This is a genomic window from Chitinophaga ginsengisegetis, assembly GCF_900168065.1.
Classification (GTDB): Bacteria; Bacteroidota; Bacteroidia; order Chitinophagales; family Chitinophagaceae; genus Chitinophaga; species Chitinophaga ginsengisegetis.
This window is the reverse complement of record NZ_FUZZ01000002.1, coordinates 603,146-628,170: the sequence shown is the minus strand read 5'-3', so window position 1 is coordinate 628,170 and position 25,025 is coordinate 603,146. Positions and strand designations below refer to the sequence as shown.

Genomic DNA, 25,025 nt, shown 5'->3' with positions numbered 1-25,025 from the left:
AAAGTTATTGTCGTGTTTAATAAAGAAACAAAAACAGCACTCGAAGCAAAAGAAGCTGCATTGCGTCTGGCATTTGCCCCCGTTGCGTTTCAGGCTACCCGGGCATTACGTGATATGGGTATTTTAACGGCGGTGAGCAACAGCCGCTCTGCCGGTATTACCATTGAAGAAATAATGGAGCAAACCAAAATGTCGCGTTATGCTGTAAGAGTGTTGCTGGAAGCAGGTTTAGGTATGGAGCTGGTGATTGTGAACGATAAACGGTATACCCTCACCAAAACCGGTTACTTTATTTTACATGATCAGCTTACCCGCATCAATATGGACTTTTCACAGGATATCTGCTACAAAGGCATGAATCATCTGCAGGAAAGCCTGATAGAAGGAAAGCCTGCCGGTTTGCGCGAACTCGGTCCCTGGGATACTATTTACCCGGGCTTGTCGCTGCTGCCACCTGAAGTAGGTAAAAGCTGGTTCGACTTCGACCATTACTATTCAGACCTCGCTACTCCGCAGGCGCTGGATATTGTTTTTGAAAAGAAACCAAAACATTTGCTCGATATTGGTGGTAACACCGGTAAGTGGGCCCTGGCCTGCACCGCCAAAGATCCGGAAGTGGAAGTAACCATCTTTGATTTACCGGGTCAGGCCGGACTGGCACAACAGAAAATGAAAGATGCCGGCGTGGAAAACCGGGTGCATTTTCATATTGCCAACATCCTCCACGAGGAAGTGCCCTTCCCGCAAGGCTTTGATGCCATCTGGATGAGCCAGTTCCTCGACTGTTTTTCTGAAGCTGAAATTGTTTCCATCCTGAAACGTTGCCGCGAAGCGCTCAACGAAGGAGGGACTGTATATATCCTGGAGCCTTTCTGGAACCGCCAGCAGTTTAAATCCGCCGCTTTTTGCCTGCAGCAGACTTCCCTGTACTTTACCGCTATGGCTAATGGTAACAGCCAGATGTATCATACAGATGATTTCTTCCAGTGTATTGACGATGCCGGTTTAACCATTATTGAGGAAAATGACCAGATGGGAATGAACTATACATTGTTGAAATGTCAAAAAAAATAACAAACCCAATCGCATAAATCTATAACTCCCAAAATCGTCACTTATGAAAACTGAGCAAGTTGATGTACTGGTAATAGGAGCGGGTCCGGCAGGAACAGTAGCGGCGTCTATCATTCATCAGGCAGGGTACAATGTAAAAGTGGTGGAGAAGCAGAAATTCCCCCGTTTTGTGATCGGTGAAAGCCTGTTGCCCCGCAGCATGGAAGCCCTGGAAGAAGCAGGGTTTATTGACGCCATTAAAGCAAAGGGATTTCAGCAGAAGTATGGGGCAAAGTTTGTAAAAGGAGACGCGCTCTGCGATTTTACTTTCCAGGAGCAATTCACACCAGGCTGGACCTGGACCTGGCAGGTAACGCGCGCTGATTTTGATAAAACGCTGGCCGACACCGTAGAGAGCATGGGTGTACCGGTAGCTTATGAAACAACTGTAACGGATATACGTTTTAACGGGTCTGATTCCATTACAACGGTAGAAGATAAAGATGGGCAGCAGTCGCAGATTGCAGCCCGCTTCATAGTAGACGGCAGCGGCTACGGCCGGGTGATTCCCAAATTATTCAACCTGGAGAAAAATTCCAACCTGCAACCCCGCAAGGCGTTGTTTGCCCACACCGTGGATGTACGCCGTTCCATGGCCGACGAACCTAACCGCATTACCGCAGTGGTACATAAAAAGGGCGTATGGATCTGGATCATTCCTTTCGCTACCGGGGTTACTTCCCTGGGTTTTGTGGGAGATCCGGAATTTTTTGAGGAATATCCGGGTACCGATGAAGAGAAATACCGCGCCCTGCTGGAGGCAGAACCCTATACCAGGGAGCGTTTCCGGGATGTGGAACTGGTATTTGAACCACGTATTTTACAGTCGTGGTCTGCTACCACGGATAAATTTTATGGAGATGGATTTGTGCTGACCGGTAACGTGACAGAATTTCTGGACCCGATTTTCTCTTCTGGCGTAACTTTGGCCTGTGTTTCCTCGCAAACAGCGGCAAAACTGGTGATCCGGAAATTGAAAGGCGAGGCGGTAGATTGGGAGAAAGAGTATATGGAGCCTACCATGCAGGGCGTGAATACATTCCGTTCCTATGTGATGGCCTGGTACGAAGGCACCCTCGATACCATTTTCTTTAAGAAAGATGCTGATCCGCTGATAAAAGGACAAATTTGTTCTGTACTGGCTGGTTATGTGTGGGATATGAATAATCCTTTTGTGAAAAATCATGATACGGCCTTGAAACGTTTGGTCAGGACTATTGAATTAACAGAAAAATTAAAAAGCAACCCGGAGATTGAATAGCGGATCGACATATATTACGGGGAGTTGCATCATACGGCAAAACAGGGTTTATTTAAATGGCTCTTTGTTGTGGGAGGCGGATTCCGCACTGGAATTACCGGAGTTTTTGCGGGCGGGATACGACCGTTTTTCCGGTCAGTATCCTAAATTCCATAAAATGGACGCCCTCAGCAAGCTGGGCTGGCTGGCAGCGGAAGTATTGCTGAAGGACACCGACATACATTTATTGTCACCGGAACAAACAGGCATGGTATTATCCAACCGGAGCAGTAGCCTGGATACAGATTTGCGGTACTACGCTACTGTAAAGGATTTTGCCAGTCCGGCGTTGTTTGTGTATACCCTGCCCAATATCGTGATGGGAGAGATCTCCATCCGGCATGGTTTTAAAGGAGAGAATACTTTTTTTGTATCAGATGTTTTTGATACAACTTTAATGAGCACCTATCCGGCGCAGCTGCTGGCAGAAACGCCTTTGCAGGCTTGTATTTGCGGGTGGGTAGAAGTAATGGAACAACAATACGAGGCCGTATTATTCCTCGTGGAAAATAAACAGCGGAACAATGCCATCCCTTTAACAGAGGCGGCTTTGTCATCGTTGTATCAACAAAAAAACAGTTAATAACTTTAATCAAACTACAGTGGAAAAGTTGATGGCGGATCTGAAAGCGCAGATCATAGAACAATTGAACTTGCAGGAAGTAGCACCGGACAGCATTGGCAACGATCAGCCGTTGTTTACAAAGGAAGGGCTTGGGCTCGATTCTATCGATGCGCTGGAATTGATTGTATTGCTGCAACAGCACTACAATATCCGCATTGCCAATCCTGAAGAAGGACCGAAGATCTTCCACTCGGTACGCACGATGGCGGTGTATATTACCGAAAATCAAACCGTAAAGGCATGAGTGAAAAGGTGTGGATAGCAGGCGGTGGAGTGATCAGCGGTATCGGGCTGGATGTACCTGCCTGTATACAATCGTTCCGGGACATGAAACCCGGTATGGAAGCCATGCAGCACCTGTCTTCTGTTCATCGCACTACCTTTCCGGTAGCAGAAGTAAAGGCAGATAACGCCACCCTCGCCGATATAGCGCGGATGCCGGAAAATATCAGCCGTACGGCCCTGCTCAGCATGATTGCCGCCCGCGAGGCGTGGCAGTCCAGCGGGTTGGGGGATATCTCCCAATACCGGGTAGGATTTGTTTCCGGCAATACCGTAGGCGGGATGGATAAAACCGAGGATTTTTTCGCGGAGTACCTGTCTGATCCCCGTGGTGGCCGGTTACAGAACCTGGTTCATCACGAATGCGGCAGCATCACCGAACTGGTAGCCGACAGTCTCGGCGTGCGTCATCACATTTCTACTATCAGCACGGCCTGTTCTTCCGGCGCCAACGCATTGATGTATGGCTCCCGGCTGATCCGCAATAACATTGTGGATGTGGTGATTGCCGGCGGTACAGATGCGCTGACCCGCTTTACGCTCAACGGGTTCAATACCCTCATGATCCTTGATCAGCAGCCCTGCCGGCCTTTTGACGATACCCGTACCGGGCTTAACCTCGGCGAAGGCGCGGGTTACGTGGTGCTGGTATCTGATAGCCTGGCCGCCCGCCTGCAGCCCTGGTGCCGCCTCAGCGGCTTTGCCAATGCTAATGATGCCTTTCATCAAACGGCGTCTTCGCCGGATGGCACTGGTAATTACCTGGCCATGAAAGGCGCGCTGGATATGGGCGGACTGCAACCACAACAAATTGGTTATATTAATTTACACGGCACCGGTACACAGAATAATGATGTATCGGAAGGAATCGCTATAAACCGGCTCTTTGCACCGCATTTCCCGGCGATGAGTTCTACCAAATCCTTTACCGGTCATACACTGGGCGCCAGCGGTGGCATAGAAGCCGTATTTTCGGCGCTGGCAGTAAAGGAAGGAATTATTTACCCGAATGCACGTTTCGAGCACCAGATGAAGGAATTACCATTTGCACCCGTTACCGCCTTTTCTGCAGGTCATGATCTGCAACATGTAATGTCCAACTCATTCGGTTTTGGCGGCAATTGTTCCAGCCTGTTATTTTCAAGGGCCAGTTAACAGCTATAAATTATGCAGATCTATATAAATGGCACCGGTTGTATTTCTCCGCAGGAAACTGCGCAGGGAGGCCCTTTGCTGGCTACTCCCAGGGAATACGAACAGGTGCGCCTGGCTACCGTGGACCCCGATTACAAACAATGGATTGATGTGAAACAGATCCGCAGGATGAGCCGGGTGGTGAAAATGGGAGTAGGGGCGGCGAATTTAAGCCTGGAAGCAGCCGGCATTACCGCTCCGGATGCGATCATTACGGGAACTGCTTATGGCTGCCTGGACGACACGGGCGTGTTCCTCACCAAAATGGTGAACCAGCAGGAGGAAATGCTTACACCTACTGCCTTTATACAAAGTACACACAATACCGTAGCCGGTCAGATTGCCCTGCTATTGGGTTGCAACGGATATAACAACACCTTCGTTCACCGCGGCTTTTCTTTTGAAAACGCCCTGCTGGACGCTATTATGATATTGAAAGAAGGCTCCGCACAACACATTCTCGCCGGCGGAGTGGATGAAATTACGAATCACAGTCACCAGTTACTGTCGCGTTTCGGCCTCTATAAAAAGACGCCGGTAAAAACGATGGAACTGCTGAACAGCCCTTCCCGCGGCACTATTGCCGGTGAAGGCGCTGCTTTTTTTACATTGGGGATTACCAAGCAACCAGGCGCCGTAGCCGAACTATCCGGTGTAAGTACCTTGTACAAACCGCTCTGGGAAGGAGAAGTGATCGGGCACATCATGAAATTCCTGGAAGATAATAATTGCACGCCTGCAGATATCGATCTGATTGTTACCGGCAGGAATGGTGATATTGACCAGGATGAGATTTATGAAGAAGTAGCCGACGCCTTATTTCCTGAACATGCGGAAGCCAGCTTTAAACACCTCTGCGGGGAATATCCTACAGCGGCGTCTTTCGGCGTATGGATGGCCAATGCCATCATAGCGCAACAGGAAGTGCCGGAAGCAGCAGCGTTTTTTGGTAAGGCGCCGGAGAAGATAAAAAAAGTATTAATCTATAATCACCACCAGGGAACACATCATTCGCTGGTATTACTCACTGCATGCTAAACAACAGGGTTGTAAATATCATTGCCACTATTAGTCTCCTGGTACTTTTGTTCCTGGATAAAGTAATGGCGTATGGTATTTCCTTCTGGTGGTACGGTGTGCCTTTGCTTATTTTTCTCCCGGTAACTGTTTACGGGGCGATGAATATTGAATCGGGCTTTTTTTTAAAGGCGTTCTGTGAGGCCAATACTACAGAAAAGGTAGTGGCGCTTTCTTTTGATGACGGGCCACAGGAGGCTTTTACGCCGCAGATACTGGACATCCTGCACAGGGAACAGGTGCCTGCTGCTTTTTTTTGTATCGGGAAGAATATCAGGGGGAATGAGCGCTTACTGAAACGGATATACGAAGAAGGGCATATCATAGGTAATCATACTTATTCACACCACTTCTGGTTTGATATGAAGTTATCCGGTAACATGCTGAAGGATATGCAGGAAATGGATGCGCTCACGGTAGACGCTACGGGCCTGCATCCGCGCCTGTTCCGCCCACCTTACGGCGTCACCAATCCGAACCTGGCAAGGGCAGTAAAAGCAGGTAATTATCTGCCGGTAGGCTGGAACATACGCTCACTGGATACGGTAGCAAAAGATGAAACAGCATTACTGCACCGGATTATGCAGCAGCTGAAACCAGGGGCCGTTATTTTACTGCATGATACCTGTAAGATAACCGCAGATATACTGCCACAGCTGATCCATGCGATCCGTGAAAAGGGATACCGCCTGGAAAGAATTGATAAAATGTTAAACGTTAGAGCATATGTGTAAATGGCTGTTAATATTGATTGGTTGTGTAGTGAGCCTGCAAATACAGGCCCAGTCCGGATTTAAGCCGGTAGGAGATATGGCGCCGCTGAAGCAGCAGTTTGCAAAGGCCGCTCAGAGTACGCAAAGCATTCAGTGCGATTTTGTACAGGAAAAGAACCTGAGCATGTTGTCTGATAAAATTGTGTCTAAAGGGAAATTCTGGTTTAAGAAAGATAATAAAGTAAGAATGGAATACCTCCAGCCTTCTTATTACCTGCTGGTGATTAACGGGAAAGATATCCGTATCAAGGACGCGCAGAAAGAGAATAAAGTGTCGGGGAAGAATAATAAACTGTTTGAACAGATCAATAAAATTACGGTGGATTGTGTACGAGGAACCGTGCTGGATAACGCTGATTTTTCTACCAAAGCCGCTGAAAATGCCCAGTATTACCGCCTGGAGCTTACGCCGGTAAACAAGGTAATGAAAGAATATTTTCAAACTATTGTGCTGCTGGTTGATAAACAGGACTATTCTGTATCAAAAATTACGATGGCGGAATTATCAGGCGATGATACCACCATCAGTTTTTTACATAAACAATTGAACACAAATATCCCGGATGCGGTATTTTCTGCTAAGTAGTTTGTTGGGAATAGTGATGCTGATGGCAGGTTGCCGGTCGGTGTACAAAGGATTACAGCCTGTGAGCGGCAATGTAAATTGTATCAGGCAGTTCAGCCCGCAGTTCACGTCTACGCTATATAGCACGCAGGTAGACATCCTGAAGCATCACCTGAGCGGACTCCTGTTTTTCAAGCAGATGCCGGATAGCAGTATCCGCGTGGTATTTGCCAACGAGATGGGATTTAAGTTCTTTGATTTTGAATTTGATAAGCAGGGGAATTTCACCAAACACTACCTGATGGCCAAAATGGACAAGAAGGCAGTGGTGAAAACGTTACAGCAGGATTTTGCATTGGTGCTGCTGCGGCCCGGTCTGCAGGCAGCGCATATGGCTGCGGATAGCCATTACCGTTATATAGTAGTGCCTACGGAAAAAGGTAACAACTATTATGTCACGGATACCGCCTGTACGAAACTGGTGCGGATAGAAAAGTCGTCGCGCCGCAAACCGGCTGTCACCGTATGGATGCAGCATTATAACAACGGCGTGCCGGATACAATCAACATCCGTCATGAGCATTTCAAATTCAATATTTCATTGCAGAAAGTAGAAAAGTAAAAACGTCACCTTTAATTATATAATCACACAGTCCAATGTTAGCAGGAAATTTTTATACCGTTACAGCGCAATCCCAGGAACCCGGACAGGTGGCTACCACCATCGAACTGAATGCGGCACATCCCATATTTCAGGGTCATTTCCCGGAACAGCCTGTAGTACCGGGTGTATGCATGATGCAAACCATTACGGAAGTGCTGGAAAGTGCGCTGGACAGAAAGGTGATGCTGAAAAAAGCAAACCAGATGAAATTCCTGAACATGATAGACCCGGTAAAACAGCCACTGGTGGATGTTACGCTGACCTACAAAGAAGAGGAAGGAGGATGGAAAGTGAATGCTACACTGAAGCGCGACGATAAAACATTTATGAAGTTCCAGGGTATATTCAACTAAGTGACCAGCCAACCTACACATAACGAACACTTTGAACGCCACCGCGCAGCGGTGCTCATTCCTACGTACAACAACGCCGGTACGCTGAGCGCTGTATTGACTGACGCGCTTACTTATACCAGTCATGTGATTGTGGTAAACGACGGTGCTACAGACGAAACAGCAGCAGTACTGGAACAGTTCCCTTCCCTGCAACTGGTTTCGTATAGCCCTAACCGTGGAAAAGGCGTGGCGCTTCGCCGTGGATTTTCCTATGCGCTGGAGCAGGGCTACGACTATGTAATCACAATGGATGCCGACGGCCAGCATTTTGCCACCGATCTGCCCACTATGTTACAGCAGATTGAAGAACATCCGGGCGCACTGATCATAGGCGCCCGTAACCTGCACCAGGAGAATATGCCGGGCAAAAGTACTTCTGCCAACAAAGTATCTAACTTCTGGTTCCAGGTAACCACCGGATTGAAAGGACCTGATACACAATCCGGCTACCGCCTGTATCCCCTGCAACGCATGGGGAGAATGCACTACTTCTGCACCAAATATGAATTTGAAATAGAGGTATTGGTGCGCAGTGCGTGGAAAGGTATTAAGGTCGACTGGACGCCGGTGCGTGTATACTACCCGCCACCGGAAGAACGGGTGTCTCATTTCAGACCGGTAAGAGATGTTTCGCGCATTACGGTATTGAACACCATACTGGTACTCGTTACTTTTTTGTATATCAAACCCCGCGACCTGGTCCGTTTTCTTTTAAAAAAAGAGAACTGGAAAAAAATGTGGAAAGAAGAAGTGCTGAAGTCTGACGAATCCAATATCAGGAAAGCAGCTTCCATTGGCTTTGGTATTTTTATGGGGATCATACCTATCTGGGGATTCCAGCTATTGGTATCTATCCTGTTGTCTATAAAATTCAGGCTGAATAAGGCGTTGGTGCTGCTTTTTGCACATATCAGTACCCCGCCGCTTACACCATTTGTGATCTTTGCCAGCTTCCTGGCAGGGCGTGTATGGATGGGGCAAACCGCAAAAGACCTGGTATTTTCCAATGGCATCAACTTCGATACCATCAGGGATAACCTGTTGCAATATGTATTTGGCAGCATTACACTGGCAGTATTGGGTGGATTGCTGGCCTGGATAGTGAGTTGGGCAATACTGACAATTTTTAGAAAAGAAAGAAGAAATGGGTAATCTTTTTGTAGCGATCTATAATTTTTTTGAGCAGCGTAAAGCATGGCTGTGGTGTTGCACCATTGCCAGTTTTTTGCTGGTTGGATATTTTGCTGCACAAATAAAACTGGAAGAAGATATTACCAAAATATTGCCGCAGGATAAGAAACTGGATAAGCTGCAACAGGTGTTCCAGGATTCCAGGTTTGCGGATAAGCTGATTGTTACCATCTCCCAAAAAGATACTACGCAGGAAACCCAGCCTGATAGTTTAACGGCCTATGCCGCAGAACTGTCCACCAGGGCGGGCGCACAGCTATCGCCCTATATCAGGCAGATTCAGTCGCAAACAGACGACGCCATGATCATGGGATTGATGCAGGTGATACAACAACACCTGCCCATCTTCCTGGAAAAAAATGATTACGCGAAAATCGATAGCTTACTGGCACCTCAGCAACTACAGCAATCATTACAATACGATTATAATACGCTGATATCACCCGCAGGACTGGTACTGAAAAAAATGATCCAGGCCGATCCGGTAGGCATCTCCTGGATAGGCGTAAAGAAACTGCAACACCTGCAGTATGATGATCAGTTTGAACTGTATGATAACTACATCATCACTAAAGATCATAAGCACCTGATGATCTTTATCACGCCGGCAAACCCGCCGGGTGCCACAAAAATTAATGCGCAGTTCCTGAAAGGACTTGATAAAATAAAGGATAGTCTTGATCAGCAATACCCCGGCATCGCCGCTTCTTACTTCGGTGGTACTGCTGTTTCCGTGGGTAATGCCACCCAGTTAAGACAGGATACTTTTTTAACGCAAGGCATCACCGTAGTACTATTGGTAGTACTGATTGCCCTGTTCTTTAAAAAGAAAAGAGCCCCGGTGCTGGTGATGCTGCCGGTTATTTTCGGCGGACTGTTTTCACTGGCATGGATATACGTTATTAAAGGACACATCTCCGTAATGGCCATGGGCGCGGGCGCTGTAGTGCTTGGTATTGCGGTGAATTATTCGCTGCATGTATTTAATCATTACCGTCACTCGCAGAATATCCGCGAAGTGATCAACGACCTGGCCACACCCATGACGCTCGGTAGTTTTACTACTATCGGCGGGTTTCTGTGTTTGCAGTTTGTGCATTCTCCTATGCTGAAAGACGTGGGATTGTTTGCTGCACTCAGCCTGGTGGGCGCTGCCTTATTTTCGCTGATCTTCCTGCCACACTGGATTGTGATGGGCCGGCAACCAGTGAAAGCAGCCACCCATCATGATAACTGGCTCGACAAATTATCCGCTTACCGGCCGGAGAAAAACAAGTACCTGGTAGGCGCTATTTTCCTGCTTACCATCGTGTTTTTCTATACTGCACGCAACGTATCCTTTGAAAGTGACATGATGCGCATGAACTACATGACACCGCAATTAAAAGCCGCGGAAGCACAGTTGAACAGCGTAAATTCCTATGTGGCGCAATCGGTGTATGTAGTGTCTGACGGCCACAACCTGGAAGGAGCGCTGGAAAGCGGCGAAAAGCTGCTGCCGGTTATTCAGCAGTTGCAGGAAAAAGGTATCGTGAAAAAGTATGCCGGCGTACAGGCGTTACTGTTATCCAATAAGGAACAGGAGGCACGTATTAACCGCTGGAATCATTACTGGACCGCAGACAGGAAGCAGCAATTGCTGCAATATCTGCGTAGTGAAGGAAGCACGCTGGGCTTTAGTAAAGCTGCCTTTGATCCCTTTGATCAGCTGATCAATAAAAATTTTCAGCCGCTCGATCCCAGTGCTTTGCAGGTACTGCGTAGCGGTAACCTCGGAGATTTTATTATAGAAAAGAACGGTACTACCTCCGTGGTAACCTTACTGAAAGTAGATCCGGCCCACAAACAGGCAGTGTACGATGCGTTGGAGAACATACCGAATACAACGGTGCTGGATAAACAATATGCAGCTAACCGCCTGGTAGAAGTGGTGAAAGATGAGTTTAACAGCATTGCATGGATGACTTCTCTGCTGGTGTTTTTTGCATTGTTATTATCGTATGGCCGTATTGAACTGGCGCTCATCACCTTTATCCCGATGGCTGTCAGCTGGGTGTGGATATTAGGTATCATGGGGCTTTTCGGGATTAAGTTCAATATTGTAAATATCATCCTCTCTACTTTTATTTTTGGTTTGGGAGATGATTACAGCATCTTTATGATGGATGGACTGTTACAGGAATACAGGACCGGGAAGAAAACCCTTTCTTCTTTCAAGTCATCCATCTTCCTGTCGGCCATCACTACTATTCTTGGGCTGGGTGTGCTCATCTTTGCACAGCATCCTTCACTGAAATCTATTGCGCTGATTTCTATTATCGGTATTGGCACCGTGGTGTTGATTTCGCAGGTAATGATCCCTTTCCTGTTTAACTGGCTGATCACCGGCCGTGTGCGGAAAGGCTTTGCACCGTGGACTTTCAAAGGATGGACGCTTTCTGTATTTTCCTTTACTTATTTTGCGATGGGCAGCTTTCTTTTAACTGCTATCGGTACGGTGCTGATCCGCTGGAACCCATTCAATAAAGAAAAAGGAAAGGTGTTGTATCACCGCATACTTTCTGCGTATACACACAGCGTATTGTATATTATGCGCAATGTGAAGAAGCGCATTATTAATCCTTCCAATGAGCAACTGGAAAAGCCGGCGGTGATTATCAGTAATCATCAGTCGTTCCTCGATATATTAGTGTCCACCATGCTTCACCCGAAGGTGATATTGCTTACCAATCAATGGGTATGGCGTTCACCGGTGTTTGGCTCCGTAGTTCGCCTGGCGGATTACTATCCTGTTGCGGACGGTGCAGAGGGCGCTATTGAAAAGCTGAGAGACAGGGTAGCGGCAGGGTATTCTATTGTAGTGTACCCGGAAGGCACCCGCTCGCCCGACCCGGCTATCAAGCGTTTTCATAAAGGCGCTTTTTATATTGCAGAACAATTGGGTCTGGATATTTTGCCGATGGTGATTCACGGTACCGCCTATACGATGAGTAAAGGCGATTTCCTGTTGAAGGATGGTACAGTAACCGTAAAGTACCTGCCCCGTATTACACCTGAGGATAAGTCGTGGGGAGATAACTACAGCGCACGTACGAAATCTATCAGCCGGTATTTTAAACAACAATATGAAATACTACGTGCGGAAACGGAAGTGCCAAAATATTTCCGGGAGCAGTTGAAATATAATTATATCTACAAAGGACCGGTGCTGGAATGGTATATGCGTGTGAAAACAAAGATGGAAAACAATTACCAGCTGTTTCATGAGTTATTACCTAAAGAAGGACGCATACTGGATATTGGCTGTGGCTATGGGTTCATGGACTACATGCTTACCTGGACGGCGCCGGGAAGAACCATTACTGGTATTGATTATGATGAAGATAAGATAGCCACTGCGGCTTATTGTTATAATAAGCCGGAACAGCTGCAGTTTATTCATGGTGATATTTCCGCTACTCCTTTTAATGAGTATGACGCCTTTATATTAAGTGATGTGTTGCACTATCTGCCTGCAGATGAGCAGGAGATGCTGCTGCAGCAATGTATAGCACGGCTCGCGCCGGATGGTGTGATTGTGATCCGCGATGGCGACAGCGACATGGCCAAAAGGCACGAGGGGACGAAGTTCACAGAGTTTATGTCTACAAAAGTAATTGGGTTTAATAAAACGAAGGATCAGCCATTGTCGTTTTTCTCAGCTGCACATGTACGTAGTCTTGTTCACAAATATGGTGCAGTAGCGGAGGAAATCGACAATACCCGGTACACCTCTAATGTAATATTTGTGATCAAAAAACTTCCCCAGGAAAATTATGCACCACTATGATGTCATCATTATAGGCAGTGGCCTAGGCGGTTTGGTATGTGGAGCTATTCTCAGCCGGCATGGGTATCGTGTGTGCATATACGAAAAGAACCGGCAAACAGGCGGTTGCCTGCAAACATGGTCGCGCGATAAAGTTATTTTTGATTCTGGTGTGCATTATATTGGCGGACTGGCGCCTGGTGAAAACCTTTACAAAGTATTTAAGTACCTCGGCATTTATGATAAGCTCCGGCTGAAACGTATGGATATGGATGGTTTCGATCATATCAGTTTTGCCGGGGATGATAAAGTGTACCGGATAGCGCAGGGAGAAGAGAACTTCATCCGTACGCTGCTGGAAGATTTTCCTGAAGAAGAGGCGGCGTTACGCGCCTATTGCAATAAGATCACGGAAGTATGCAGCAAGTTCCCGCTGTATAATCTTCGTACCGGTGATTATGAAGAAAAACGGTCGGTGTTGCAGCTGAATACTGCCGACTATTTGCGCAGCATTACCAGCAATGAAAAACTGCAACAGGTACTGGCCGGCAACAATCTTTTGTATGCGGGCGTAGCGGAGAAAACGCCTTTTTACGTACATGCATTGGTGTTAAACAGCTATATGAAAAGCTCCTGGAAGTGTGTGGATGGCGGCTCCCAGATAGGAAAGCTGCTATGCCGCCAGATCCGGGAGAACGGTGGAGAAGTGATCCGTAACATGGCTGTTACCGCTATCAATGGCGACGGCGATAAGGTAGATCATATTGTATTGCAGGATGGCAGCAAAGTACAGGCTACGTATTATATCTCTAACCTGCATCCTGCGCAAACGATGGCGATTACCCACAGCGATGTATTGCGCAGCGCTTACCGCAGCCGTATGCAGGGATTGGAAAATTCAATAGGCGCCTTTGTACTGAACGTAGCTTTGAAACCGGGCACCTTTAAATATCTTAACTACAATCATTACTACCATGCAACAGGCAATGCCTGGGCAGGTATTGACTATAAAGAAGAAGAGTGGCCGCAAACCTATGCCATGTACGTATCGGCCAGCTCCCGGCATGAAACCTGGGCTGATAGTTTATCGATCATGACCTATATGCGGTATGATGAGGTAAAGCAATGGCAGCATACTTTTAATACGGTGTTACAAACCGGCAGCAGGGGAGCGGAGTATGAAGCATTTAAGGAGAAAAAAGCCAACCTGCTTATTGATTGTGTGGAAAAGCAGTTTCCCGGTTTCCGGGATTGTATCCATACTTCCTATGTGGCTACGCCGTTATCGTACCGGGATTATATCGGTACCGGCGACGGCAGCATGTACGGCATTGCAAAAGATAGCGCAGATCCTTTACGGACAATGGTTTCGGCCCGTACCAAACTATCTAATTTGTATCTTACCGGTCAAAACCTGAACTTGCATGGAATTTTAGGGGTAACCATCAGCAGTGTAATCACCTCGGCGGAGTTGCTGGGAATGGATTTCCTGGTAGATGAAATTAATCAGTCAATATATACTTGAAGTGAAAAATAAGAAACGCAGCGGCTGGAGAAGATTTGGACGCATACTACTATACATCATCGGCTTTTTCGTATTGCTTTTTATCGGGCTGGCCATTTACCTGGTATCGGTAAGTAAAATGCCGCCGCCGGTAATAGCCGACCAGCGCGCATTACAGTTGCAGCGCACCCAGCTGGACAGCACCGCGTATACATTGGGCAACAATTGGTTCCGTAAAAGCAACAGTGGATTGTATGAAATGTATGTGGAGGGCGCTCCGTTTGAAAGAGGAGTGATCAATGGCAAACTTTCCGGGGAGCTGATCCGGCGCCAGGAAGATGTATTTGTGGCGCAGTTCAGCAAAATGGTGCCTTCTACTTTCTACCTGCATTTCCTGAAATATTTTATCGGCTGGTTTAACCGCGATCTGGCGGATCATGTGCCGGAAGAATTTAAGGAAGAAATTTATGGAGAGTCTTTTTCTGCTTCTCCCAACTACGACTATATTGGTACCAACTATGCCCGGTTGATGAACTATCATGCTGCACACGACATTGGACATGCCCTGCAAGGCATGATGCTGGTGGGTTGTACGTCTTTCGGTACGTGGAATGATCAGTCGGCCGACAGTAACCTGATCATTGGCCGCAACTTCGATTTTTACATGGGCGATGCCTTTGCAGAAGAGAAGATGGTGGTATTCTACCGTCCTGAGAAAGGCCACAACTTTATGTTTGTAACCTGGGGCGGCTTTACCGGCGTGGTTTCCGGCATGAACGACAAAGGACTTACCGTAACCATCAATGCTGCCAAAACCAGCGTACCTACCGCTGCCGCTACCCCGGTATCACTGGTGGCGCGGGAAATACTGCAGTATGCAAAAAACATCAATGAAGCATGGGAAATTGCGCGGAAGCGTAAGATGTTTGTTTCAGAGTCTTTCCTGGTAGGTTCTGCAGAAGATAATAAAGCGGTGCTCATCGAAAAAACACCGGAAGGCATGGATATGTACAGTTCCGGTAAAAACTTTATCACCTGCACCAATCACTTCCAGGGCGATTCGCTGGGTAGCCTGGCGTCTAATAAATTACAGATAAAAGAAAGCGCCTCCGAATATCGCTATGAAAGGCTTACAGAACTGATGAAAGAGAAGGGACCCAATACCGTTCAGAAAACAGTGGATATCCTGCGCGACCGCGGAGGTTTACACAATGCGGATATCGGGATGGGTAATGAGAAAGCCATTAACCAGCTGATTGCGCACCACTCCATTGTGTTTGAGCCTAAGAAAGGGATGGTGTGGGTATCTACCGCACCTTATCAGCTGGGGCAGTTTGTGGCTTACGATCTGAATAAGATTTTCAGCATGCATGGTCTTACTACTGATCATGAAGTATACGACAGCGCACAGAATATAGCGGCAGATAGTTTCCTGCTGTCAAAAGATTATCTTGCCTTTGAAACCTACCGCAAGCTGAGAGATCAGCTGAAAGAAGGGCAGGCAGTGGATATCCGTGCATTGATTGCCTCCAATCCGGCTTATTATCACACTTACGTGCTGGCAGGTGATTATGAATATAAGCAGAAAGCATATGCAAAGGCGAAGTCTTATTACGAAACGGCGTTAACAAAAGTGATTGCCACCAAAGGTGAAGAGGATCATATCCGCAAGCAGCTGGCACTGTGTAATGCTAAACTAAAAAGCTAACCACTATGATCATTGGCATCGGAACAGATATCGTAGAAGTGCCACGCATCGCGGCAAAGCTGGCGAAGGGAGATGGATTCCGGAACCTGGTGTTTACTCCTTTTGAAATCAGCTATTGTGAAAACCAGGCGATGCCGGCGGAAAGTTATGCTGCCCGCTTTGCTGCAAAGGAAGCCTTACTGAAGGCATTGGGTACCGGCTGGGGCAATGGCGGTGTGAACTTCGACGAAATAGAGATCCGCAATGATGAAGCCGGGAAACCGCAATTATTTTTAATAGGAAACGGTGCAGACAGATACGCATCAGCAGGCATCCGGAAAATATGGGTATCATTGTCCCATGAAAAAAGTGCCGCTGTTGCAATGGTGATTTTAGAAGGATAAATTTATAGAAGATGTATATACCGGATATAGAACTACAGTCTAAAGCAGCTATCAGGGCTTACCAGGAGAAAGAAGTAATGCGCCTGCTGGGTTACCTGCGTGAATTTTCGCCATTCTATAAAGCATGGTTTAAAAAACACGGCATTGCTGCAGACCAGGTTCAATCGCTGGAAGCATTTTCGCAGATCCCGCCGGTTACAAAGGAAGATCTCCAGGAACATAACTGGGAGTTTCTTTGTGTGGATAAAAGCAAAATAGCCGAATACACTACTACCTCCGGAACTTTAGGACGCCCGGTGATCATCGCCTTAACGGAAAAAGACCTGCAGCGTTTAAGCTATAACGAATATATTTCTTTCTGTTGTGCAGATGGTACCGACAGCGATATTTACCAGCTTATGCTTACACTGGACCGTCAGTTTATGGCGGGTATGGCGTATTACAATGGCATCCGTAAACTGGGAGCTGGCGTACTGCGTGTAGGCCCGGGCGTGCCCAGCATGCAATGGGAAAATATCCAACGGATACAACCTACCACTATTGTAGGTGTTCCTTCTTTTATTGTAAAGCTGATTGCTTACGCCAAAGAACATCATATAGATATTAATCAGACTTCCGTTAAGAAGGCGGTATGCATTGGAGAGAATATCCGCAACACAGACTTTTCACTGAACGTACTGGGTAAGAAGATCACAGAGCAATGGAATATCCAGCTCTATTCCACCTATGCATCCACTGAAATGCAAACTGCTTTTACGGAATGCAAAGCCGGTCAGGGGGGGCATCATCACCCGGAGCTGCTCTATGTAGAGTTGCTCGATGAAAACAACCAGCCCGTTGCACCAGGAGAAGAAGGGGAAGTAACTATTACCACACTGGGCGTGGAGGGGATGCCCCTGCTGCGCTATAAAACCGGTGACATCTGCCAGTATCATTATGGAGCCTGCTCCTGCGGCAGACATACGCTCCGGTTATCTCCAGTAATAGGTCGTAAAAAACAGATGATCAAATATAAGGGCACTACCCTGTATCCGCCTGCCCTGTTTGATTTGCTCAATGATATGGAAGATGTGAAAGAGTTTGTGGTGGAAGTGTATTCCAATGAACTCGGTACTGATGAGATATTGCTGCACCTGTGGCCGCGGGAAGAATCAGAAGAAATGGACCGTAAGATAAAGTCGTATTTGCAGGCGAAGCTGCGGGTGATTCCGCAGGTACGGTATACCAGTCAGCAGGATATTATGCGGATGCAGTTTCCGGAGAACAGCCGGAAGCCGGTGAAGTTTTTGGATAACAGGAGTTAAAGGGATAGTTTTTGTCTTCAAAACTTTCTACTGCAATGGCCATTAACTTCAGTTCATTTAGTTCTATGGGACTGAGATTGGCTTCACCTTTTAGCATTAGGTGATGTATGCGCTGTATTGTTTTATTATACTCCTCTTCTGTAGTGATAAGAAAATCGGGAATCTCTTTCATAAACGTTTTATAAGAATAGTTATAACTTATCTGAGCTTATCAGCACCTATCGTAGCACGGAGATGAGAAAGTTCCTGCAGTATGATAGTTTTTCGTGGATGATCAGTTGCATAAAGAATGGAAATAAAGGTGGCTGTATAGCCGCTCCCGGTTTCGTCGGGCTCTAATATCTCCTCATCTATCTTTTCAAAATTAAGATCACGTGCATGATCCCGGAACCACCTGTCAAACTTATGGTGCCTGTTAATCTGACGGCCATCGGATATATCACAATTGAATACCAGTATGGAAAAACGATCTATTTCCAAAAGATAATCTTTTATAATATCGATCACAGTTGATCCGATTCTGATGTCTAAATTCAAATTCCCCTGAATATAAATGGGATCAACGATAACATAAATCGCATTTGAAACTACTGGCAGGTTATCCAGTATATCTATAATTCTTGTGGCTTCTACAAAAGTCACTTTGTACACATGTCCGTTACATGTTTCAAATTGATAATCAACGTTAATTTCTACAGGGGAAGGATTAGAGCTAAATTCGTAAGGCTTAATCAAGCTTCTTTTTCTTAGGATTATAGTCTTTAATTGAGCCACCTTTAGCAATATAATCACGTAGCGAGGACTTAGCCGCATGAAGCTTTTTCAGAGCCTCCAGCGCCTTTTTATTTTCCCGTGATATGACTGTTATTGTTGGTTTCATTACTGCAATTTACTAAATTCTGAATAAACATCCTAAAACCCCATCACCGCCACCTCTTTCGGGTTATCCAGCTTCGTACTTTTCCTTTCTCCACCCACCAGCACGTGTACCATATTCGTTTGCGTGGCATGGCGTTCATACAACAGGTTATTCTTTACCTGCACTTTCTTTGGTGTGGGTACATTTTCCGCTTCGAGGAAACTCCACACAGCATCTTCTTCTATTTTATAACCAATAAAATGAAGGGGAACATTTTTACCGTCGAGGGTAATCACCAGGTGTTGGGAGAGATAGGCAGAGATATAGCCTTCTACCTGTTTCCGGTTGGCAGGGTGGGTAATATCAAGCGGGATCTTATACTGTGCTTTAAGGGTATTTTCCAGGTCGTCTGTAAAAATGCGGCAGCTTACCTGCAGTTCTTTTTTACCGGCATCATGTGAAATCTCTGTCACGCTTGCATAGAAGGGGTGCAGGGCTGTGAGCCACAACGTCATCCACCATTTACATAATAATAAACCCACTGGACTAATATTTTTAAAAAAAATTAACTTTTACTTTTTATAATTACCAAAATTATAGAAAAGGGGACAATGGATGAGTTGTATTTTCAGCTGGGGTGGCAACATATTATAAACTGGGACGCGTACGACCATATTCTTTTTGTAATAGCGTTGAGTGCCATTTACCTGCTGCGCGACTGGAGAAAAGTACTGGTATTGGTGACTGCATTTACGATCGGTCATTCTATTACGCTGGCTTTGAGTGTGTTACACATTGTCCGTATACCTGCGGCGCTTATCGAATTCCTGATACCGGTGACCATCTGCGTAACAGCTGTTTCCAATATTATCCGGAAAAACGATGAGCCGCAGAAGTTGCAGCTGAATTATTTTTATGCACTATTTTTCGGTCTAATTCACGGATTGGGGTTTTCTAATTACTTAAAAAGTTTGCTGGGGAGCCAGGCAAACATTGTTAAGCCACTCCTGGGATTCAATTTAGGGCTGGAATTCGGGCAGATCATCATTGTGATGTGCATACTGCTCATTTCTACCGCGATCGTGAAATTTGGAGGCGTAAAACGCCGGGACTGGAACATGTTCCTTTCTTCTGCCACCTTTGGCGTGGCATTTTTAATGATCATTCAAAGCGTAAGAGCACTGTTTATATAATACTGTTTATGAGAAAACAACTTTACCTGGCCGGGGTATTGTGCTGCAGCGTATTGTCGCTGCAGGCGCAAAACAACCCGGGATCCAATCATGGCAACCGCTTCGAGCAGCTGGGTACCATGCTGCAAACACCCAACATGTACCGCTCTGCCTCCGGCGCTCCGGGCCCTAAGTACTGGCAGCAAAGGGCCGATTACGACATCGAAGCGCAACTGGATGATGAGCAGCAGAAACTCACCGGTGCAGAAACCATCACCTACTTTAATAATTCTCCCGACCCGCTTACCTACCTGTGGCTACAGCTGGATGAGAATGAACACGACAGCAAAAGCGATAACCAGCAGTTCAATGAAAGCCGCATGTCAGATAAAATGACGCTGGCCACTCTGAACAGTATCCTGCCTTCGGGAAAAGACCTGGGCGTAAAGATTGTAAAGCTCACCGATGCTGATGGCAAAGCATTGCCTTATACTATTAACCAGACGATGCTCCGCATCGATCTGCCTAAGCCGTTGATGCCCGGCGAAAAGTACCGGTTTAAAGTATCCTGGTGGTATAACATTTCCGACCGTATGACCATTGGCGGCCGCGGTGGCTATGAATATTTTCCGGAAGATAAAAATTACCTGTACACCATTTCCCAGTGGTATCCGCGACTGGCCGTATATTCCGATTTCCAGGGCTGGCAGAACAAACAGTTTACCGGCAGAGGAGAATTTGCCCTTACGTTTGGTAATTTTCGTGTGCGCATGACCGTTCCTGCGGACCATATAGTGGGCGCCACCGGCGAATGCCAGAACTATAAAGAAGTACTCACACCGGCGCAATATCAGCGCTGGCAGCAGGCGCAGAACAGCAAAGAGCCTGTAGAAGTAGTGAATCTCGATGAAGCAAAGAAAGCCATGCAGGGCCACGCCGGCAAAACAAACACCTGGGTGTATGAAGCGCAGAATGTACGCGACTTCGCCTGGGTATCTTCCCGCCGCATTGTATGGGACGCCCTCGCTACCAACGTGGAAGGCAACAAAGTAATGGCTATGTCGTACTACGGACCGGAAGCATATCCGCTCTATCGCCGCTATTCTTCCAAAGTAGTGGCCCACACCCTTCAATCCTACTCCAAACATACTATTCCATATCCTTACCCGGTGGCCATTTCCGTGGAAGCCGCCAATGGAATGGAATATCCCATGATCTGCTTTAACTATGGCCGCGCCGATAAAGACGGCACCTATAGCGAAGCCACCAAGAACGGCATGATCGGGGTGATCACGCACGAAGTAGGGCACAACTTCTTCCCCATGATCGTGAACTCCGATGAAAGGCAATGGACCTGGATGGATGAAGGACTCAATACCTTCTGCCAGTTTATGGCAGAACAGGAGTGGGACAGCAACTTCCCTTCTGGCCGCGGCCCTGCTCATAAGATTGTGGATTATATGAAGATGCCGAAAGATCAGCTGGAACCTATCATGACAAACTCCGAGAACATCGTGCAGTTTGGGCCCAATGCTTATGCGAAACCGGCCACAGGATTGAATATTCTCCGTGAAACCATCATGGGCCGCGACTTGTTTGATTTTGCATTCCGTGAATACGCCCGCCGCTGGGCCTTCAAACACCCCACACCGGCCGATTTCTTCCGTACAATGGAAGATGCCTCTGCAGTAGACCTGGACTGGTTCTGGCGCGGATGGTTCTTTGGAACGGAGCCGGTAGACATCTCTATCGACAGCCTCAAATGGTATCGCATGGATGGCAAAAATCCGGAAGAAACAGCCAAATCCGCACAGGCAGCCTATGATAAAAATATGGATCATATAGCCAGGCAGAGAAATAAAGCCGCCGGCGTAAAATATACAGTTGACCAGGATACGAGCCTGCAGGACTTCTACAGTAAATGGAACCGCTTCGAGGTAAGCCAGGAAGATAAAGCAGCCTATAACCAGTTTTATAATGGCCTGAGCAAAGAAGAAAAAGCGCTGTACGACAGTAAGAAGAACTTCTACCAGCTGACATTCTCCAATAAAGGCGGACTGGTAATGCCGCTCATCATTGAGTGGACTTATGCCGATGGTACCAAAGAAACCGACCGGATCTCCGCCTACATCTGGCGCAAAGACGAAAATGCCGTTACAAAGGTATTTGCAAAAGATAAACAGGTAGTAGCCGTGAAGCTCGATCCACTGCGGGAAACAGCCGATATCGACGAAAGCAACAACAGCTGGCCACGCGAAGCTGCACCATCCAAATTCGAGTTGTTTAAGGCATCCGGGGGAATCCGCGGCGCCTCCAGCGGCGACAACCCGATGAAGAAAGCAAGTACAAAATAAACAAGCTATTTTATATTTTGTGGCGGCTATCATCAACGTATGGTAGCCGCCTTACTTTTTAAGATTCTTTTAAAAGCCCGAGTTATGAAAGTAATAGCCCGTTTATTATTATGGATATGCCTGGTGCAAACAGCCAGGGCCGCGGATGTAGATACCGTTTCTATTGTAAGTCAGAAAATGCAGCGCGCCTACAAATGTGTGGTCATTACCCCCACCAGCTACAAAAACGGCACGCAGCGCTACCCGGTAGTATACCTGCTGCACGGCGCCGGCGGCAATTTCGCCAACTGGGTAACCAATGTCCCCGTTATCAAAGAGCTGGCAGATACTTATCAGTGCATGATCGTATGCCCCGATGGCGCGGTAACCAGCTGGTATTTCGACAGCCCTGTAGACAGCTCCATGCGTTTTGAAACCTATGTGTCAAAGGAGATTCCGCAATACATAGATCAGCATTATCAAACGTTACCCGAACCCGCTCACCGTGCCATCGCCGGTTTAAGCATGGGAGGCCACGGCGCCATGTTCCTTGCCATCCGCCACCAGGACGTATTTGGAGCCGCCGGCAGCATGAGTGGTGGTGTGGATTTTCGCCCCTTCCCCAAAAACTGGGACCTGAAAAAACGCCTGGGCGAACCCGGACCAGATGGTGCTAACTGGTACGACTATACGGTACTGAAACAGGTAGATAGTCTCAAATCAGGCGCGTTGTCCATCATCATCGATTGCGGGGTGAAAGACTTCTTTATTGATGTAAACCGGGATCTTCATAAAAAATTATTGCTGGCAGGTATCGCTCACGACTATACGGAGCGTCCGGGAGAGCACAACTGGCAGTACTGGGCCAACGCTGTGAAGTACCAGCTGTTGTTCTTTCATCAGTTTTTTCAACAATAGATAGAGCGTATGTTGTCTTTCTCAGGATTAAACTGATTATACTGATTTAGGGATTTGATCACTTTTGATTTTAAAAGATTCTGGGAGATATAAGCGTATATCTCCCAGAATCTTTTAAAATCAAAAAAATAAAATCAAGGTAATCAGTATAATCAGTTTAATCCTGAGAAAGACAACATACGCGTATGCCGGTCCTCAACAGGACCGGCCTTTTTTATGCACGCGATTCAAAATAAGAATGTCCGGTAATTATTTTTTCGGATCCCACCACAAATGAGTACCACCTACGTCTTTGGGTTCGCTCAGCGTGCTCACTGCTTTCGCAACGGCAGCTCCGTTGGTAGAGTATTCGTTACTTGGGAACGGCGCCCTGCGAACGAAATCGGTAGTACTTACTTTTCCACCGCTGTTGTTCACAACAACAGGGAACAGCTTAGGATAACCGGTGCGGCGGAATTCACTCCATGCTTCCTGCCCTTCAGGGAAATTAGCGATCCATTTCTGGGTAATGATACGTTCCAGCTTCCGGTCAAGCGTAACGCCTTCTTCCCATTTGATGGTGATGGTGCTCAGGTATTGTGAACCCTTCTTGATATCATTTTGTCCGGCAGTCATGGCTTTGGGATCAATGTATTCAGCAGGCAGGGAAGTAGCATTGTTGTAGTAAGTGCTGGCGCTGCCTAATGAATATTGATTAAAGGATGTTTGAATACCGGTTTCATAATTGGTTTGCGCATTACCTGCACCTGCCCATCCGCGGATAGCCGCTTCTGCTTTCAGGAACCAGGCTTCAGCAGCGGTTACCAGCTGTAATTTGCCAGGCAGGTCCATCAGTTTGGAATAGTCGGCGTAACGCGCTTTACCATCGATATTAATACCATTACGGATACCGATATAGCGGTCTTTTACAGCAGGGTCTACGGCTTTCTTGAAGTACAAAGGCAGGCGTGGATCGTTGTAACCACCGAGATAAGTGCCAATGGGCGCACCCATTAAAATATCGCCCCATGAGCCGCAGATGGTATTCAGCGGATGCGTGGTGCTTCCGATATCCACGGTGAAATTATCCTTGTAAGTTTGCAGTAGTCCGCCGGCATTGGCCAGGGCCGCTTCGCCTTCCAGTTTCGCTTTCGCGGCATCTACGTTTACGATACGCAGTGCCAGCCTTAAACGGAGGGTGTTGGCAAACTGTAACCACTGTTTGTAGTTACCGCCGTACACGAGATCAGATTTCTTAAACAACTCTGAAGATGGTTTATCAGCCAGTGGCGTCAGAATATCGATCGCTGTTTTCAGTTCTTCAAAGAAGGTATAGTAAACATCCTTCTGGCTGTCGTAGTCAACAGAACCATCTCCATTGGGCGTATTGTATTTGCTGTAGATGATGGGGCCGAAGATATCGGAGGTACGGTGCATGGCTTCCACCTTCACGATCAGCGACATGGCATAGCTATCAGGTACTTTACCTTTTGTAAAACCGGCCACTTTATAGCAGGGGTTCATTACATTGGTATAGCCGGTGCTGAAAGTAGTGTTGATCCAGCCATCCACAAAGCTGTAAGTGATGTTGTTGATGTTACCGCCGAAAGGAGTTGGAGACATCATGTATCCGCTGTAAATATCACTCAGCAGGTTTTGTTGCAGCTGGAAGGTAGGCGCCGGCTGATACAGGTAAATGCTGCGTTGCGCCTGTTGCAATAAGGCGGGTACCAGGGCGAAATCAGCCGCTAATTCCTCATCAGTGGAACCGTATGGATTTTTGTTGATGTCCTCAAAGTTTTTGGTACAGCTGCTGAAGCATAGTGTGGCTGCCATCACCAGACCAGCTATTTTGAATGTTTTATAATTCATAGCTCT

At 46.9% G+C, this 25,025-nt stretch carries 23 protein-coding genes; 19 read left to right on the top strand and 4 right to left on the bottom strand.

Features of this window, described 5'->3' with window-relative positions; genetic code table 11:
- Nucleotides 1–12: 12 nt before the first annotated feature.
- From B5Z18_RS16265 to B5Z18_RS16190, 16 genes are all read left to right on the top strand, one after another.
- Nucleotides 13–1,074, top strand: coding sequence for an SAM-dependent methyltransferase (locus B5Z18_RS16265; RefSeq protein ID WP_235015947.1), 1,062 nt, complete (start codon nucleotides 13–15; stop codon nucleotides 1,072–1,074).
- A gap of 43 nt (nucleotides 1,075–1,117) precedes the next feature.
- Nucleotides 1,118–2,374 (top strand): NAD(P)/FAD-dependent oxidoreductase, encoded by a 1,257-nt coding sequence (locus tag B5Z18_RS16260; RefSeq protein WP_079470534.1) that lies wholly within the window; start codon nucleotides 1,118–1,120, stop codon nucleotides 2,372–2,374.
- A 67-nt stretch (nucleotides 2,375–2,441) separates the two neighbouring features.
- Nucleotides 2,442–2,996 (top strand): beta-ketoacyl-[acyl-carrier-protein] synthase family protein, encoded by a 555-nt coding sequence (locus B5Z18_RS16255; RefSeq protein ID WP_079470533.1) that lies wholly within the window; start codon nucleotides 2,442–2,444, stop codon nucleotides 2,994–2,996.
- A gap of 19 nt (nucleotides 2,997–3,015) precedes the next feature.
- On the top strand, nucleotides 3,016–3,282 hold the full coding sequence (locus B5Z18_RS16250) for a phosphopantetheine-binding protein (protein WP_079470532.1): 267 nt from the start codon (nucleotides 3,016–3,018) through the stop codon (nucleotides 3,280–3,282).
- Complete coding sequence (locus tag B5Z18_RS16245; protein WP_079470531.1) at nucleotides 3,279–4,475, top strand: beta-ketoacyl-[acyl-carrier-protein] synthase family protein; 1,197 nt, start codon at nucleotides 3,279–3,281, stop codon at nucleotides 4,473–4,475. Before B5Z18_RS16250 ends, B5Z18_RS16245 begins: the two co-directional genes overlap by 4 nt.
- A 12-nt stretch (nucleotides 4,476–4,487) precedes the next feature.
- Nucleotides 4,488–5,552, top strand: coding sequence for a beta-ketoacyl synthase N-terminal-like domain-containing protein (locus tag B5Z18_RS16240; RefSeq protein ID WP_235015946.1), 1,065 nt, complete (start codon nucleotides 4,488–4,490; stop codon nucleotides 5,550–5,552).
- A complete protein-coding gene (locus B5Z18_RS16235; RefSeq protein ID WP_079470530.1) occupies nucleotides 5,546–6,325 on the top strand; it encodes a polysaccharide deacetylase family protein in 780 nt (259 codons plus the stop codon). Before B5Z18_RS16240 ends, B5Z18_RS16235 begins: the two co-directional genes overlap by 7 nt.
- A complete protein-coding gene (locus tag B5Z18_RS16230; RefSeq protein WP_079470529.1) occupies nucleotides 6,318–6,950 on the top strand; it encodes a flexirubin biosynthesis/transport protein LolA2 in 633 nt (210 codons plus the stop codon). The genes B5Z18_RS16235 and B5Z18_RS16230 overlap by 8 nt, the downstream gene beginning before the upstream one ends.
- Nucleotides 6,928–7,551, top strand: a complete 624-nt coding sequence (locus B5Z18_RS16225) for a flexirubin biosynthesis protein LolB2 (protein ID WP_143313618.1) — start codon at nucleotides 6,928–6,930, stop codon at nucleotides 7,549–7,551. Before B5Z18_RS16230 ends, B5Z18_RS16225 begins: the two co-directional genes overlap by 23 nt.
- Nucleotides 7,552–7,586: 35 nt before the next feature.
- Entirely contained in the window at nucleotides 7,587–7,946 is a 360-nt protein-coding gene (locus B5Z18_RS16220) for an ApeI family dehydratase (protein WP_079470527.1), read from the top strand.
- Nucleotides 7,947–9,140, top strand: a complete 1,194-nt coding sequence (locus B5Z18_RS16215; RefSeq protein ID WP_079470526.1) for a DUF2062 domain-containing protein — start codon at nucleotides 7,947–7,949, stop codon at nucleotides 9,138–9,140.
- Complete coding sequence (locus tag B5Z18_RS16210) at nucleotides 9,133–13,008, top strand: trifunctional MMPL family transporter/lysophospholipid acyltransferase/class I SAM-dependent methyltransferase (RefSeq protein ID WP_079470525.1); 3,876 nt, start codon at nucleotides 9,133–9,135, stop codon at nucleotides 13,006–13,008. Before B5Z18_RS16215 ends, B5Z18_RS16210 begins: the two co-directional genes overlap by 8 nt.
- Nucleotides 12,995–14,512 carry a phytoene desaturase family protein gene (locus B5Z18_RS16205; RefSeq protein ID WP_079470524.1) on the top strand — a complete coding sequence of 506 codons (1,518 nt, stop codon included), beginning with the start codon at nucleotides 12,995–12,997 and terminating at the stop codon, nucleotides 14,510–14,512. The genes B5Z18_RS16210 and B5Z18_RS16205 overlap by 14 nt, the downstream gene beginning before the upstream one ends.
- Before the next feature lies 1 nt (nucleotide 14,513).
- Entirely contained in the window at nucleotides 14,514–16,199 is a 1,686-nt protein-coding gene (locus tag B5Z18_RS16200; protein WP_235015945.1) for a C45 family autoproteolytic acyltransferase/hydrolase, read from the top strand.
- A gap of 5 nt (nucleotides 16,200–16,204) precedes the next feature.
- The gene (locus B5Z18_RS16195; RefSeq protein WP_079470522.1) at nucleotides 16,205–16,582 is read left to right on the top strand and encodes a holo-ACP synthase; all 378 of its coding nucleotides are present in this window, start codon (nucleotides 16,205–16,207) and stop codon (nucleotides 16,580–16,582) included.
- Nucleotides 16,583–16,593: 11 nt separating this feature from the next.
- Nucleotides 16,594–17,886 carry a flexirubin biosynthesis putative acyl-CoA ligase FlxY gene (locus tag B5Z18_RS16190; RefSeq protein WP_079470521.1) on the top strand — a complete coding sequence of 431 codons (1,293 nt, stop codon included), beginning with the start codon at nucleotides 16,594–16,596 and terminating at the stop codon, nucleotides 17,884–17,886.
- Nucleotides 17,887–18,084: 198 nt separating this feature from the next.
- On the opposite strand, the gene B5Z18_RS32920 is transcribed toward B5Z18_RS16190, so the two are convergent.
- The 3 genes from B5Z18_RS32920 to B5Z18_RS16180 form a co-directional block, all read right to left on the bottom strand.
- Complete coding sequence (locus B5Z18_RS32920; protein ID WP_227024520.1) at nucleotides 18,085–18,528, bottom strand: DUF6169 family protein; 444 nt, start codon at nucleotides 18,526–18,528, stop codon at nucleotides 18,085–18,087.
- Between the two features lie 85 nt (nucleotides 18,529–18,613).
- The gene (locus B5Z18_RS32535) at nucleotides 18,614–18,766 is read right to left on the bottom strand and encodes a hypothetical protein (protein ID WP_159454328.1); all 153 of its coding nucleotides are present in this window, start codon (nucleotides 18,764–18,766) and stop codon (nucleotides 18,614–18,616) included.
- A gap of 32 nt (nucleotides 18,767–18,798) precedes the next feature.
- The gene (locus B5Z18_RS16180; protein ID WP_079470519.1) at nucleotides 18,799–19,287 is read right to left on the bottom strand and encodes a DUF6702 family protein; all 489 of its coding nucleotides are present in this window, start codon (nucleotides 19,285–19,287) and stop codon (nucleotides 18,799–18,801) included.
- Between the two features lie 69 nt (nucleotides 19,288–19,356).
- On the opposite strand from B5Z18_RS16180, the gene B5Z18_RS16175 reads away from it, so the two are divergent.
- The 3 genes from B5Z18_RS16175 to B5Z18_RS16165 all read left to right on the top strand — a co-directional run bounded on the left by B5Z18_RS16175 (nucleotide 19,357) and on the right by B5Z18_RS16165 (nucleotide 23,168).
- Nucleotides 19,357–19,938, top strand: a complete 582-nt coding sequence (locus tag B5Z18_RS16175; protein WP_079470518.1) for a HupE/UreJ family protein — start codon at nucleotides 19,357–19,359, stop codon at nucleotides 19,936–19,938.
- Nucleotides 19,939–19,946: 8 nt separating this feature from the next.
- Nucleotides 19,947–22,271 (top strand): M1 family metallopeptidase, encoded by a 2,325-nt coding sequence (locus tag B5Z18_RS16170; RefSeq protein ID WP_079470517.1) that lies wholly within the window; start codon nucleotides 19,947–19,949, stop codon nucleotides 22,269–22,271.
- Between the two features lie 84 nt (nucleotides 22,272–22,355).
- A complete protein-coding gene (locus tag B5Z18_RS16165) occupies nucleotides 22,356–23,168 on the top strand; it encodes an alpha/beta hydrolase (protein ID WP_079470516.1) in 813 nt (270 codons plus the stop codon).
- Between the two features lie 249 nt (nucleotides 23,169–23,417).
- On the opposite strand, the gene B5Z18_RS16160 is transcribed toward B5Z18_RS16165, so the two are convergent.
- Entirely contained in the window at nucleotides 23,418–25,019 is a 1,602-nt protein-coding gene (locus B5Z18_RS16160; RefSeq protein WP_079470515.1) for a SusD/RagB family nutrient-binding outer membrane lipoprotein, read from the bottom strand.
- Nucleotides 25,020–25,025 lie beyond the last annotated feature (6 nt).

Bases quoted from the DNA above. Each gene is read 5' to 3' on its own strand.
- B5Z18_RS16260 (WP_079470534.1), top strand. From the start codon at position 1,118: ATGAAAACTGAGCAAGTTGATGTACTGGTAATAGGAGCGGGTCCGGCA.
- B5Z18_RS16245 (WP_079470531.1), top strand. From the start codon at position 3,279: ATGAGTGAAAAGGTGTGGATAGCAGGCGGTGGAGTGATCAGCGGTATC.
- B5Z18_RS16240 (WP_235015946.1), top strand. From the start codon at position 4,488: ATGCAGATCTATATAAATGGCACCGGTTGTATTTCTCCGCAGGAAACT.
- B5Z18_RS16235 (WP_079470530.1), top strand. From the start codon at position 5,546: ATGCTAAACAACAGGGTTGTAAATATCATTGCCACTATTAGTCTCCTG.
- B5Z18_RS16230 (WP_079470529.1), top strand. From the start codon at position 6,318: ATGTGTAAATGGCTGTTAATATTGATTGGTTGTGTAGTGAGCCTGCAA.
- B5Z18_RS16225 (WP_143313618.1), top strand. From the start codon at position 6,928: ATGCGGTATTTTCTGCTAAGTAGTTTGTTGGGAATAGTGATGCTGATG.
- B5Z18_RS16220 (WP_079470527.1), top strand. From the start codon at position 7,587: ATGTTAGCAGGAAATTTTTATACCGTTACAGCGCAATCCCAGGAACCC.
- B5Z18_RS16210 (WP_079470525.1), top strand. From the start codon at position 9,133: ATGGGTAATCTTTTTGTAGCGATCTATAATTTTTTTGAGCAGCGTAAA.
- B5Z18_RS16205 (WP_079470524.1), top strand. From the start codon at position 12,995: ATGCACCACTATGATGTCATCATTATAGGCAGTGGCCTAGGCGGTTTG.
- B5Z18_RS16195 (WP_079470522.1), top strand. From the start codon at position 16,205: ATGATCATTGGCATCGGAACAGATATCGTAGAAGTGCCACGCATCGCG.
- B5Z18_RS16190 (WP_079470521.1), top strand. From the start codon at position 16,594: ATGTATATACCGGATATAGAACTACAGTCTAAAGCAGCTATCAGGGCT.
- B5Z18_RS32535 (WP_159454328.1), bottom strand. From the start codon at position 18,766: ATGAAACCAACAATAACAGTCATATCACGGGAAAATAAAAAGGCGCTG.
- B5Z18_RS16175 (WP_079470518.1), top strand. From the start codon at position 19,357: ATGGATGAGTTGTATTTTCAGCTGGGGTGGCAACATATTATAAACTGG.
- B5Z18_RS16170 (WP_079470517.1), top strand. From the start codon at position 19,947: ATGAGAAAACAACTTTACCTGGCCGGGGTATTGTGCTGCAGCGTATTG.
- B5Z18_RS16165 (WP_079470516.1), top strand. From the start codon at position 22,356: ATGAAAGTAATAGCCCGTTTATTATTATGGATATGCCTGGTGCAAACA.
- B5Z18_RS16160 (WP_079470515.1), bottom strand. From the start codon at position 25,019: ATGAATTATAAAACATTCAAAATAGCTGGTCTGGTGATGGCAGCCACA.